This is a genomic window from Bradyrhizobium sp. Pha-3, assembly GCF_042258325.1.
Taxonomy (GTDB): domain Bacteria; phylum Pseudomonadota; class Alphaproteobacteria; order Rhizobiales; family Xanthobacteraceae; genus Bradyrhizobium; species Bradyrhizobium elkanii.
Genome location: NZ_CP170151.1, coordinates 5,463,234 through 5,476,893, shown reverse-complemented (window position 1 = coordinate 5,476,893; position 13,660 = coordinate 5,463,234). Strand labels below are relative to the sequence as shown.

The window sequence follows — 13,660 nt, the reverse complement described above, 5'->3', positions numbered from 1 at the left end:
GCGAGGAGAAGACCATGAATCAAGAGATTATGAATCTTTTCAATCCGACGACGCCGGCGCAGGTCTTCGACCAGATCCGGATTTCGATCGCGTCTCCGGAGAAGATTCTGTCCTGGTCGTACGGCGAGATCAAGAAGCCGGAGACCATCAACTACCGCACCTTCAAGCCGGAGCGTGACGGCCTGTTCTGCGCGCGCATCTTCGGGCCGATCAAGGACTACGAGTGCCTGTGCGGCAAGTACAAGCGGATGAAGTACAAGGGCATCATCTGCGAGAAGTGCTCGGTCGAGGTGACGCTGTCGCGCGTCCGGCGCGAGCGCATGGGCCATATCGAGCTGGCGGCGCCTGTCGCCCACATCTGGTTCCTGAAGTCGCTGCCCTCGCGCATCGGCCTGTTGCTCGACATGACGCTGAAGGATCTCGAGCGGATCCTCTACTTCGAATACTACGTCGTGCTCGAGCCGGGTCTCACCGCGCTGAAAGACCGTCAGCTGCTGTCGGAAGACGAGTATCTGAAGGCGCAGGACGAGTACGGCCAGGATTCCTTCACCGCCATGATCGGCGCCGAGGCGATCCGCGAGCTGCTCAAGGGGCTCGAGCTCGAGAAGCTCGAGGCGACGCTGCGCGCCGACATGGCGGAGACCGACTCCGACATCAAGCACAAGAAGCTCGCCAAGCGTCTGAAGATCGTCGAGGCCTTCCGTGTCTCCGGCAACAAGCCGGAATGGATGATCATGACGGTGGTGCCGGTGATTCCGCCGGACCTGCGTCCGCTTGTGCCGCTCGACGGCGGCCGGTTCGCGACCTCGGACCTCAACGACCTGTATCGCCGCGTCATCAACCGCAACAACCGCTTGAAGCGGCTGATGGAACTGCGTGCGCCGGACATCATCATCCGCAATGAAAAGCGCATGCTGCAGGAGGCCGTCGACGCGCTGTTCGACAACGGCCGCCGCGGCCGCGTCATCACCGGCGCCAACAAGCGTCCGCTGAAGTCGCTCGCCGACATGCTGAAGGGCAAGCAGGGCCGGTTCCGTCAGAACCTGCTCGGCAAGCGCGTCGACTATTCCGGCCGCTCGGTGATCGTGGTCGGTCCCGAGCTGCGCCTGCACCAGTGCGGCCTGCCGAAGAAGATGGCGCTCGAGCTGTTCAAGCCGTTCATCTACTCGCGGCTCGACGCCAAGGGTCTGTCCACCACGGTGAAGCAGGCCAAGAAGCTGGTCGAGAAGGAGCGTCCGGAGGTCTGGGATATCCTCGATGAGGTGATCCGCGAGCATCCGGTGCTGCTCAACCGCGCGCCGACGCTGCATCGCCTCGGCATCCAGGCGTTCGAGCCGGTGCTGATCGAGGGCAAGGCGATCCAGCTGCACCCGCTGGTCTGCGCCGCCTTCAACGCCGACTTCGACGGCGACCAGATGGCCGTGCACGTTCCGCTGTCGCTCGAAGCGCAGCTGGAAGCGCGCGTCCTGATGATGTCGACCAACAACATCCTGCATCCGGCGAACGGCCAGCCGATCATCGTGCCGTCGCAGGACATCGTGCTGGGCCTCTACTACGTCTCGATCATGCGCGAAGGCCTGCCCGGCGAGGGCAAGATCTTCGGCGACATGGCCGAGCTCGAGCACGCCCTGCATTCGAAGGTCATCCACCTCCACACCAAGATCAAGTACCGGTGGGAAGGCCTCGACGAGGAAGGCAAGCAGTCCAAGCGCTGGATCGAAACCACCGCCGGCCGCGTCATGCTCGGCAACCTGCTGCCGAAGAACCCGAAGATCTCGTACGACATCATCAACAAGCTGATGACCAAGCGCGAGATCTCCGGCGTGATCGATCAGGTCTACCGTCACTGCGGTCAGAAGGAGACGGTGATCTTCTGCGACCGCATCATGGCGCTCGGCTTCTACAACGCCTTCAAGGCGGGCATTTCGTTCGGCAAGGACGACATGGTCGTGCCGGCGTCGAAGTGGAAGATCGTCGATCAGACCCGTACGCTGGCGAAGGATTTCGAGCAGCAGTACAATGACGGCCTGATCACCCATGGCGAGAAGTACAACAAGGTCGTCGACGCCTGGTCGAAGGCCGGTGAAGAAGTCGCCAAGGCGATGATGAAGGAGATCTCGTCCACCAAGAAGACGGCGGCGGGCGCCGATGCCGACATCAACTCGATCTACATGATGGCGCACTCCGGTGCGCGTGGTTCGCCGGCGCAGATGCGCCAGCTCGCCGGCATGCGCGGCCTGATGGCCAAGCCGTCGGGTGAGATCATCGAGACGCCGATCATTTCCAACTTCAAGGAAGGTCTGTCGGTGCTCGAGTACTTCAACTCGACCCACGGCGCCCGCAAGGGCCTCGCGGACACCGCGTTGAAGACCGCGAACTCGGGCTACCTGACCCGCCGTCTGGTCGACGTCGCGCAGGACTGCATCATCACGCAGACCGATTGCGGCACCACGCTCGGCATCAAGATGCGCGCCATCGTCGACGCCGGCACGGTCGTTGCCTCGCTCGGCTCGCGCATCCTGGGCCGCGTGGCCTGCGATGACGTGCGCGATCCCGCCACCAACGAGGTCATCATCAAGCGTGACACCTTGATGGAGGAGAGCCACGTCGACGCGATCCAGCAGGCCGGCATCCAGGAAGTGAAGATCCGCTCGGCGCTGACCTGCGAGCTGATCAACGGCATCTGCGCCAAGTGCTACGGCCGCGATCTCGCTCGCGGCACGCCGGTCAACCACGGTGAGGCCGTCGGCGTCATCGCGGCGCAGTCGATCGGTGAGCCCGGCACGCAGCTGACGATGCGCACGTTCCACATCGGCGGCGCCGCGCAGCTCAACGAGCAGTCGTTCGTCGAATCGAACTTCGACGGCAAGATCGTGATCAGGAACAAGGCGATCGCCCGCAACAGCGAAGGCAGCCTGGTCGCGATGGTGCGCAACATGGTCGTTGCGATCGTCGATGCCGACGGCACCGAGCGTGCAACCCACCGTATCCAGTACGGTTCGAAGATGCACGTTGACGAAGGCGACATGGTCAAGCGCGGCCAGCGCATCGCCGAGTGGGATCCCTATACCCGCCCGGTGCTGAGCGAAGTCGAGGGCACGATCGGTTTCGAGGATCTGGTCGAAGGCCAGTCGATCTCGGAAACGCTCGACGAATCGACCGGTATCGCCAAGCGCGTGGTCATCGACTGGCGCACGACGCGCGGCGGTTCGGATCTGCGCCCGGCCATCGTGGTCAAGGGCAAGGACGGCAAGGTGATGAAGCTCGCACGTGGCGGCGATGCCCGCTACATGCTGTCGGTCGACGCCATTCTGTCGGTCGACGTCGGCGGCAAGGTGATGCCCGGCGACATCCTGGCGCGTATCTCCACCGAGAGCGCCAAGACGCGTGACATCACCGGCGGTCTGCCGCGGGTGGCGGAACTGTTCGAGGCTCGCAAGCCGAAGGATGCGGCGATCATCGCGGAGACCGCGGGAACGATCCGCTTCGGCCGCGACTACAAGAACAAGCGCCGCATCTCGATCGAGCCGATGGACAAGACCGAGGAGCCGCGCGAGTACCTGATCCCGAAGGGCAAGCACATCCACCTTCAGGACGGCGACATCGTCGAAAAGGGCGATTTCATCGTCGAAGGCAATCCGGCGCCGCACGACATCCTGGCGATCAAGGGCATCGAGGAACTCGCTGCCTATCTGGTCAACGAAATCCAGGAGGTCTACCGGTTGCAGGGCGTGCTCATCAACGACAAGCACATCGAGGTGATTGTCCGTCAGATGCTGCAGAAGGTCGAGGTCACCGATCAGGGCGACACCGACATGATCTCGGGCGAGCAGGTCGACAAGATCGAGTTCGACGCGCTCAACACCAAGGCCAAGGAGGAGGGCAAGAAGCCCGCCACGGGTACGCCGGTTCTGCTCGGCATCACCAAGGCGAGCCTGCAGACCCGCTCCTTCTTCTCGGCGGCCTCGTTCCAGGAGACCACGCGCGTGCTCACCGAAGCTGCCGTCAACGGCAAGGTGGACCCGCTCGAGGGCCTCAAGGAGAACGTCATTGTCGGCCGCCTGATCCCGGCCGGCACCGGCGCCTCGATGGCGCGGATCCGCGAAGTCGCGGTCAAGCGCGACAAGCTGATTCTCGACGAGCGCGAGAAGCAGCAGGCGGCGATCGTGCCGACGGCTCCGGAAGCGGAGCCGCTGGCGCTGCCGCCCGCGGAATAGGCATCCGCAAGACTACGGTAATGGCGAGAAGGCCGGCGTTTAGCCGGCCTTTTTGCTGCTTTCTTTGCTTGCTGCGGTGCAGGGACGCAGTTTGTTCATCTTTCCTTCAGGCAAAAAAGTGCCTTTGCTAGGGTGACTTAGACCGGCTGTTTGGCTCGCGCCGGAGACGACGGAATCCATATGCTCGACTTGGCTATCGTAGGCGGCGGCCCCGGGGGGCTAATGAGCGCCTGGTATTTGAAGCGCAAACTCGGCGACCTCTGCCGCGTTACCATCTTCGAGGCGTCGAACCGCCTCGGCGGCAAGATCGTCACGCGCAAATTCGACACTGCGCCTGCGCTGTATGAGGCCGGCGTCGCCGAGATCTATGATTACTCGATGACGGGGCCGGACCCGCTGCGCGAGCTGATCCAGCATTTCGGCCTGCAGACGATCCCGATGGATGCCGAGCAGGTGCAACTCGACGGCGAGCTGCTCGCCGACGTTCCCGGCATGCGCCGCAAATACGGGGCGAAGACCGCGTCGGCGATCGAGGCGTTCCGCAAGCGCTGCAGCGACCTGGTGTCGCCGATCGAATATTACGAGGGCGTCGGCGCCCACGACAACGAACACCCGTGGGCCTACAAGACCGCCGAGCAGATCCTCGACGAGGAGGTCGAGGACGCGACCGCCAAGCGCTTCTTCAAGGTGATGGCACGTTCCGACATCGCGACCGAGAGCCACAACACCAACGGCCTCAACGCGCTGAAGAACTACGTGATGGACGTCGACGGCTATATCGGCCTGTATTCGATCCAGAACGGCAACGAGCAGCTGATCGATTGTCTGCGCTCGGAAGTCAGCGCCGACATCCAGCTCAACCATCGTGTGCTCAAGGTCGGCAAGACCGCTGATGGCCGCTACCAGCTCAACATGATGAACGGCAAGGGGCCGGAGACGCGCGACTTCGATCTCGTGCTGGTCTGCCTGCCGCACTCCTGGCTCGCGACCATGCGCTGGGACGGCGAGCAGCTGCGCAAGTCGATGGTCAAGCACGTCGCCTATTTCGACCGGCCCGCGCATTATCTGCGGGTCTCGATCCTGTTCGACGAACCGTTCTGGGGCGAGAAGATCCCGGGCGCCTGGTTCATGTCGGAAGCGTTCGGCGGCTGCTGCGTCTACAACGAGGGCGCGCGCCACGATGTCGGCAAGCACGGCGTGCTGAACTGGCTGATCGCAGGCTCGGATGCGCTTGCCTTCGCCAATCTCAGCGACCAGGAGCTGATCGACGCGGCGTTGAAGTCGCTGCCGGCCTCGTTCGGCGATGCGCGCGAGCATTTCCTGGAAGGCAAGATCCATCGCTGGCTGTCGTCGGTCAACGCGCTGCCGGGCGGCCTGCCGGTGCGCGACGTCATGACCAACCACCGGCCCGAGCCGAAGGAGCACCCCGGCATAGTGGTGGTCGGCGACTATCTGTTCGATTCGACGCTGAACGGACTGCTCGATTCCTCCGATGCCGCGACCGACATCATCCTCACCGAGATGATGCGGCTGCGCCGTACCCGCGCGCAGGACGAGAGCGCGCTGTCCGACAAGATCGACCGCAGCTATTTCGACAATTATCGCCGCGTCGGCCCCTACGGCGAGGTCTGGCGCAACTTCACCGACCCGGCCTATCTGACGGACCTGATCAGGACGGTGTGGGGCAGGGCGAAGGGCTACAAGCTGCTGATCGCCGGCTCCGCCAGCGGCGAACTGGTCGGCGCCCTGCGCGAACGTGGCATCGATGCCTGGGGCATCGAGAACAACCGCTACATCCACGGCAAGACGCCGAAGGCGCTCAAGAAGTACAACAAGCTCGGCTCGATCGCCGACATGCCGTTCAAGGCCAACGAGTTCGATTTCGTGTTCGAGACCTCGCTGTGCCATCTCGGCGAGAAGCAGGTCGTGCGCGGGGTGCGCGAGCTCAACCGCGTGGTCAAGACCGGCGTCGTGTTCGCGTCGGTGACCTCCGACATGGCGCCGGCGGTGATCGATCGCTACGACCTGCTGCGCGGGGTGAAGAAGCTCGGCACCTGGTGGGAGTGGTCGGAATTGTTCTTCGGCAACGGCTTCGACCTGTCGATGCACCGCCGCGACTGCACCGATGCGCTATGGACGCTGACGCTGGCCGCCAACAAGGGGCCGGGGCAGTGGTACGCCGACTCCGACAGCCTGCGCTATTCCTTCTTCGACAAGGTCGAAGCCGACCTCGACGACTAGCGACACCGACCGGAAGCTTTTGCCGCAAGGCGACCGGCCTTGTGTCAACGAGCTGTCAAACGGCGGCAATGCTGTGCTTCGCGAATCCGCGCGAACGTGCGGCGGCGCGTCGGCCGTTCCAAACGCTTTGCCGAATTCGTCGTGATCGCATAGAATTGCAGCCGCAGTGTTATCAGCTGCGGTTTCGATTTGCGGTCATGCCGGCCGTGGAGCATCGGTTGGTTTATGGCGCCAAGACCTCCTGCATCAGACGATCCGACGAGAGCGGCGACCGACGATCCCGAGCTGAAGAAGAAGCCCGCGTCCGGTCCGCCCGCGGCGGCGGCCTCCACAAAGCCAGCCGCGGCGCCGGCTGACGACGAAGAGGATGGGGACGCGGACGACGAGTTCGAGCTCGATGACGACGATGATGACGAGGACCTCGTCGTCTTCACCGCCAAGGAAGCCGCCGGCGCGCTCTCCACGATCTTTGGCTTCGTCAGGCCGATCCTGGCGAACTACAAGAAGCCGCTCGCCTGCGTCGCCTTCGGCGTGCTGGTCGAGACGTTGTTCAACGTCATCATGCCGCTCAGCCTGAAATTCCTGATCGACGACGCGCTCGGCGAAGAGGATTTCGGGGCCCTCTACAAGATCCTCGGCGTGCTCGCGGTGGCCGGCATCGTCACCTCGATCATCGCGGTCTGGTACGAGCGCTGGGATGCGCGGCTCGCCGCCGGCATCATCGCCGACGTGCGGACGCGGCTGTTCGACCATGTCCAGAACCTGCCGTCGGCCTATTTCGCGCGCACCAAGCGCGGCGAGATCCTGTCGCGCTTCTCGATCGATCTGTCGGCGTTCGAGGGTTCGGTCAAGACCTTTGCCAACAGCGCGGCGCTGCCGGGCCTCGAGCTGGTCGCGGGCATCATCCTGATGCTGTTCCTGAACTGGCAGCTTGCCGTGGTCGCCTTGCTGGTGTTTCCGATCACCCTGATCGGGCCGCGCATCCTGACGCCGAAGGCGGTGCAGGCCAATTACGAGCAGAAGCAGAACGAGGCCGCGCTGCTCGGAACCGTGCAGGAGAACGTTGCCGCCCAGGCGGTGGTGAAGGCGTTCAATCTGCAGCGCAGGGCGCTCGGCTGGTTCACGATGCGCAACCGCGACGTCCGGGCCAAGGCCGCGTCAGCCATGTTCCTGTCGACCATGGTGGAGCGCACCGTCACCATCGCGGTGCTGCTGCTCCACCTCGTGGTGTTGGCGATCGGCGCCTATCTCGCCACCAAGGGGCAGATCACCGTCGGCACCTTCGTGACCTTCGAGAGTGCGTTCTGGGAGGTGTCGTACAACATCGCCCATCTGATGCATTTCATCCCGGTGTCGATCCAGTCGGCGGCGGCGGTGCGGCACATCCAGGAACTGCTCGACGAACCGACCCGTGGCGCCGACCGTCCCGGCGCGCCGGATCTGCCGCGCATCACCAACGACATCTCCTTCGATCGCGTCACCTTCCAGTATGAGGGGGCGCAGACGCCGGTGCTCGACAATCTCAGCCTCAAGCTCAATGCCGGCAAGAGCATTGCGATCGTCGGCCCCAGCGGCTCTGGCAAGAGCACGCTGATCAACCTGATCCTGCGGCTCTACGTGCCGGACGAGGGCCGCGTCGCCATCGACGGCGTCGATATCCGCCGGGTGACGCGCGAGTCGCTGCGGGCGAGTATGGCGGTCGTGTTCCAGGAGAACATGCTGTTCAACATGTCGATCCGCGAGAACATCCGGCTCGGCAAGGAAGGCGCGACCGACGCGGAAGTCGAGGACGCCGCCCGGAAAGCCGAGATCCATCGCTACATCATGAGCCTGCCGCAGCGCTACGACACGCCGGTCGGCGAGCGCGGCGATACCCTGTCGGGCGGCCAGCGCCAGCGCATCGCGATCGCGCGCGCGATCATCCGCAACCCGTCCGTTCTGCTGCTCGACGAGGCCACTTCGGCGCTCGACCAGACCACGGAGGCTGCGATCAACCGCACGCTGCTCAAGGTCGCCGAGGGCCGCACCATGATCTGGTCGACGCACCGCCTGACTTCGGTGGTCGAGATGGACGAGATCATCGTGATCTCCGGCGGCAGGGCGATCGAACGCGGCTCACACGAGGAACTGCTGACCCGCAATGGTGTCTATCGCAAGCTGTGGGACGACCAGGGACATCTGAATCACGACGAGGACGCCGACGACGCGGATGATGACGATGATGAAGATGAGGACGAAGACGAGGATGAGGAGGCGTGAGGCCCGCGCCGCGTCGCGGGCGATGGCCGAACGCTAGATTCTACTTTACGCCCGGTCCGCGGCTTGCGGACGTTGCCGGAAGTGGTTGGCCGGCCGCGTCGTTGACGCCGCCGCCGCGGGGTTGTGCAGCCGGCGCAGCCAGCCCCGGCCGAGATAGCCGAAAAAGCGCGCCCAGCGCTGGGCCTGCCAGCTGGGCCCGCTGCCGACCGACACCTCGCGGAAGCTGAATGCCTTGGCGTTCGACCAGGCGTCGCAGGCGGTCTTGACCGGATCGTCGTAGAACGCGGCGATCTTGTCCTCGCCCATGCCGTCGGTCGATAGCCAGGCCGGGATGTGGACGTTGCAGAGCTGGGCGACGTCCGTGAACACCTTGTCGGTGCCGGTGCCGGTGACGGGGCAGGTGCTGGCGAAGGCATCACCGACCAGCACGACGCCGGCCTGCCGATAGCCGGTGCTGACATAGATATCGGCGGGCCTGATCTTGATATCGCCCGCGATATCGAACTCGCCGGCGAGCCGGCGCAGCCGCGGCAGCGCGGCGTTCAGCGTCTCGACCGGATTGCGCCGCATCGCCCGCAGCCAGGGATCGTCGGCCTTGCGATAGGTGAAGAGGTTGGCGCGCATCCGGTCTCCGACCGGAAACAGCGTGATGTAGGGGATGCGGTCGCTCGGCCGCTCCGAGAAATAGGTCATGGCCGCGAACGGGAAGGCGGGGCGGCCGACGGGGACGAAATCGAACCCGAGCGAGATCGAGTGGCAGAAGCTCGTGACCAGCCGCTCGATGCCGAGCATCCGGCGCAACCCGACATTCAGGCCGTTGGCGAGCACCACGAGGCGCGCCGAGATCTCCTCGCCATTGGCAAGTAGGAGCCGCTGCCGCTCGGAGCTGGTCGCGACATTGATCACCTTGTCGCAGATGAATTCCGCCGGCCCCGCGATTTCGTTCCGAATCGCGGCGATCAGCGCGTCGTACATGATGCCGTATTGCCGGCTCGGCTGCCGGTCGAGCAACCGGCCGAATCGCGCGATCCAGTTCTCGCCGTCCAGCGTCGCCGAGCGGAGCACCGACTCGGCAAGGCCGGTCCTGGCGAATCGCTCGAGCTGGAGGTCGCCGCCGATCTTTTCGACACGGAAATCGAACGGATAGACCTGGTGGGGGTCGACCAGGACCGTCGGTATCCCGGCACGGCCGAGCATGGCGGCTGCGGTCGAGCCCGCAAGACCGCCGCCGATGATCGCGATGTCGGTATACCGCATAAGAGTTTCCGTGGCCGTGACCCCGATTTTTGCGCTGCGAATGGCAAATAAAGGCTTAGTTTGGAAGTTTGCCTTCAAGACCAACTTGGGGAGAGTTCTTTCTATCTATATTTTACCCGGGTATAATATGATTCCGCGTGCGCCCCAAGATTCGGATGAAGGTGCGGGGAGGTCGGTCGGCCGTCACATTTCGCCTTGCGCCGAACCTCGGCGAAATGCGAAATCTGCAAGTGCCAGAGGCGTTTCTTTGCTTGTCGTTTTGCTTGACTTCACTATCTCTCGATTATACAAGGCGCCCACTTAACGACAGGCGGTGAGCTACGCCAGCGTCGGAACGGAACACCCGAAGGTCCCTTTTGAGGAGCCGGACGGGCACCAACCTCGACGAATGCCGCTCAAACGCTGTCGATGATAGCTAGGCAATGCCAGGACGATATTAGTTCTCTTGAGCACGTCCTCTTGAGAGTGAATTCGGATGCATGACCTCGGTGGCGGACCGAACGGCGAACGCTGATCGGTTCGGGATCGCGGTCCTCTGTGGCGTCGATGCGCTTTCCGCTCAGCGATGAGTGGTTGGCGCGATTTCGCTTTGCGCGGTTGTTTGTTCCGTGCACGAGCGGGCCGTGTGGGACGGCTAGTCCTGAGAAGAAATTTGCGGAGCCATTCAAGGTTTTCGCGCGAACTAAAGGGTGAAGGCTGCATGCCGACGATCAACCAGCTGATCGCAAATCCGCGTGAAGTGCAGAAGTCGCGTAAGAAGGTGCCGGCGCTGCAGCAGTCGCCGCAGAAGCGCGGCGTGTGCACGCGCGTCTACACCACGACCCCGAAGAAGCCGAACTCGGCGCTTCGTAAGGTCGCCAAGGTGCGCCTGACCAACGGCTTCGAGGTGATCGGCTACATCCCGGGTGAAGGCCATAACCTGCAGGAGCACTCGGTGGTCATGATCCGCGGCGGCCGCGTCAAGGACTTGCCCGGTGTGCGCTACCACATCCTCCGCGGCGTGCTGGATACCCAGGGCGTCAAGAACCGTAAGCAGCGTCGTTCGAAGTACGGCGCGAAGCGTCCGAAGTAAGCGGGAACCGATCAGATGTCGCGTCGCCATTCTGCCGAGAAGCGTGAAGTTCTTCCGGATCCGAAGTTCGGGAACATCATCATTACGAAGTTCATGAACTCGGTGATGTACGCCGGGAAGAAGTCGGTTGCCGAAAACATCGTCTACGGTGCGCTCGGCATGATCGAGGCCAAGACCAAGCAGAACCCGCTCGGCGTGTTCGAGCAGGCGCTCGAGAACGTGATGCCGACCATCGAGGTTCGTTCCCGCCGCGTCGGCGGCGCGACCTACCAGGTTCCGGTCGAAGTCCGTTCGGTGCGCCGTCAGGCGCTCGGCATCCGCTGGCTGATCTCGGCCGCCCGCGAGCGCAACGAGAAGACCATGACGGAGCGTCTCTCGGCTGAGCTGCTCGACGCCTCGAACAACCGCGGCAACGCCGTCAAGAAGCGGGAAGACGTGCACCGGATGGCGGAAGCCAACCGCGCGTTCTCGCACTATCGCTGGTAAGGCGAACAACGGAATTTAAGGAACAGTCTCATGCCCCGCCAACATGCCATCGAGGACTACCGCAACTTCGGTATCATGGCGCATATCGACGCCGGCAAGACCACGACCACCGAGCGCATCCTGTATTACACCGGCAAGAGCCACAAGATCGGCGAAGTGCACGAGGGTGCTGCGACGATGGACTGGATGGAGCAGGAGCAGGAGCGTGGCATCACGATCACCTCGGCTGCGACCACCGCGTTCTGGAACGGCAAGCGCCTGAACATCATCGACACCCCCGGCCACGTCGACTTCACCATTGAGGTCGAGCGTTCGCTGCGCGTGCTCGACGGCGCCGTTTGCGTCCTCGACTCCAACCAGGGCGTCGAGCCGCAGACCGAGACCGTCTGGCGCCAGGGCGACAAGTACAAGGTTCCGCGCATCGTCTTCGCCAACAAGATGGACAAGACCGGCGCCGACTTCTTCAAGTGCCTGTCCGACATCGTCGACCGCCTCGGCGCCAAGCCGATCGCGATCCAGCTGCCGATCGGTGCCGAGAACAACTTCAAGGGTCTGGTCGACCTCGTGAAGATGAAGGGCGTCATCTGGAACGATGAATCGCTCGGCGCCAAGTTCGACTATGTCGACATTCCGGAAGATCTGGTCGAGCAGGCCAAGGAATATCGCGAGAAGATGGTGGAAGCCGCCGTCGAGCTCGACGACGACGCTTTGGCTGCGTTCCTCGACGGCAAGGAGCCGGACGAGGCGACCCTGAAGCGCCTGATCCGTAAGGCCGTGTTGACCGGCGCGTTCTATCCGGTGCTGTGCGGCTCCGCGTTCAAGAACAAGGGCGTGCAGCCGCTGCTCGACGCCGTCGTCGACTATCTGCCGTCGCCGATCGACGTGCCCGCAATCAAGGGCACCGACGAGGACGGCAACGAGGTCGTGCGCAAGGCGGACGACAAGGAGCCGCTGGCGCTGCTCGCGTTCAAGATCATGGACGACCCCTTCGTCGGCACCATCACCTTCTGCCGCATCTACTCGGGCATCCTGCAGTCGGGCACCGGCGTGGTGAACTCGACCCGCGAGAAGAAGGAACGTATCGGCCGCATGCTGCTGATGCATGCGAACAACCGCGAAGACATCAAGGAAGCCTATGCCGGCGACATCGTCGCGCTGGCTGGCCTGAAGGAAGCGCGCACCGGTGACACGCTGTGCGATCCCGACAAGCCGGTGATCCTCGAGAAGATGGAGTTCCCGGAGCCGGTGATCGAGATCGCGATCGAGCCGAAGTCGAAGGCCGACCAGGAAAAGCTCGGCGTCGCGCTTGCCAAGCTCGCCGCGGAAGATCCGTCCTTCCGCGTGTCGACCGATCAGGAGTCCGGCCAGACCATTCTCAAGGGCATGGGCGAACTGCATCTCGACATCAAGGTCGACATTCTCAAGCGCACCTACAAGGTCGATGCCAACATCGGCGCGCCGCAGGTGGCGTTCCGCGAGCGCGTGACCAAGAAGGCCGAGGTCAAGTACACGCACAAGAAGCAGACCGGCGGTACCGGTCAGTTCGCCGAAGTGTCGATTGTCGTCGAGCCGAACGAGCCCGGCAAGGGCTATGAGTTCGAATCGAAGATCGTCGGCGGTGCGGTGCCGAAGGAATACATCCCCGGCGTCGAAAAGGGCCTCAACAGCGTGATGGGCTCCGGTGTCGTTGCCGGCTTCCCGGTCGTGGACGTCAAGGTGCAGTTGGTCGACGGCAAGTATCACGACGTCGACTCGTCGGCACTGGCGTTCGAAATCGCATCGCGGGCCGCGTTCCGCGAAGCGTTGACGAAGGGCAAGTCCGTTCTGCTCGAGCCGATCATGAAGGTCGAGGTGGTGACCCCGGAAGACTACACCGGCTCGGTCATCGGCGATCTGAATTCCCGGCGCGGCCAGATCCAGGGCCAAGACATGCGCGGCAACGCCAACGTCATCAACGCGATGGTGCCGCTCATGAACATGTTCGGTTACGTGAACAACCTGCGCTCGATGAGCCAGGGTCGCGCGACCTTCACCATGCAGTTCGATCACTACGCCGAAGCTCCGGCGAACGTGTCGGCTGAAGTCCAGAAGAAGTTTGCCTGATTGTCGTTGATGGCAGTCAACGATT

The 13,660-nt window shown here is 63.4% G+C and carries 7 protein-coding genes; 6 read left to right on the top strand and 1 reads right to left on the bottom strand.

Annotation, left to right across the window (positions count from 1 at the left end):
* Nucleotides 1–14: 14 nt before the first annotated feature.
* The 3 genes from rpoC (at nt 15) to ACE10X_RS25920 (ending at nt 8,717) form a co-directional block, all read left to right on the top strand.
* Nucleotides 15–4,217 carry a DNA-directed RNA polymerase subunit beta' gene (gene rpoC, locus ACE10X_RS25930; RefSeq protein ID WP_038383108.1) on the top strand — a complete coding sequence of 1,401 codons (4,203 nt, stop codon included), beginning with the start codon at nt 15–17 and terminating at the stop codon, nt 4,215–4,217.
* A 180-nt stretch (nt 4,218–4,397) separates the two neighbouring features.
* A complete protein-coding gene (locus ACE10X_RS25925; protein ID WP_038383107.1) occupies nt 4,398–6,458 on the top strand; it encodes an FAD-dependent oxidoreductase in 2,061 nt (686 codons plus the stop codon).
* 225 nt (nt 6,459–6,683) lie between these two features.
* Nucleotides 6,684–8,717 (top strand): ABC transporter ATP-binding protein, encoded by a 2,034-nt coding sequence (locus ACE10X_RS25920; protein ID WP_038383106.1) that lies wholly within the window; start codon nt 6,684–6,686, stop codon nt 8,715–8,717.
* 45 nt (nt 8,718–8,762) lie between these two features.
* On the opposite strand, the gene ACE10X_RS25915 is transcribed toward ACE10X_RS25920, so the two are convergent.
* Complete coding sequence (locus tag ACE10X_RS25915; RefSeq protein ID WP_038383105.1) at nt 8,763–9,974, bottom strand: NAD(P)/FAD-dependent oxidoreductase; 1,212 nt, start codon at nt 9,972–9,974, stop codon at nt 8,763–8,765.
* Between the two features lie 700 nt (nt 9,975–10,674).
* Here ACE10X_RS25915 and rpsL point away from each other — a divergent pair.
* From rpsL to fusA, 3 genes are read left to right on the top strand one after another with little or no spacing between them, the layout of a single operon-like run.
* Nucleotides 10,675–11,046, top strand: coding sequence for a 30S ribosomal protein S12 (rpsL, locus tag ACE10X_RS25910; RefSeq protein WP_006611834.1), 372 nt, complete (start codon nt 10,675–10,677; stop codon nt 11,044–11,046).
* Nucleotides 11,047–11,061: 15 nt separating this feature from the next.
* Entirely contained in the window at nt 11,062–11,532 is a 471-nt protein-coding gene (rpsG, locus tag ACE10X_RS25905) for a 30S ribosomal protein S7 (protein ID WP_016843741.1), read from the top strand.
* Nucleotides 11,533–11,562: 30 nt separating this feature from the next.
* Entirely contained in the window at nt 11,563–13,635 is a 2,073-nt protein-coding gene (fusA, locus tag ACE10X_RS25900) for an elongation factor G (RefSeq protein WP_016843742.1), read from the top strand.
* The last annotated feature ends 25 nt before the right edge of the window (nt 13,636–13,660 follow it).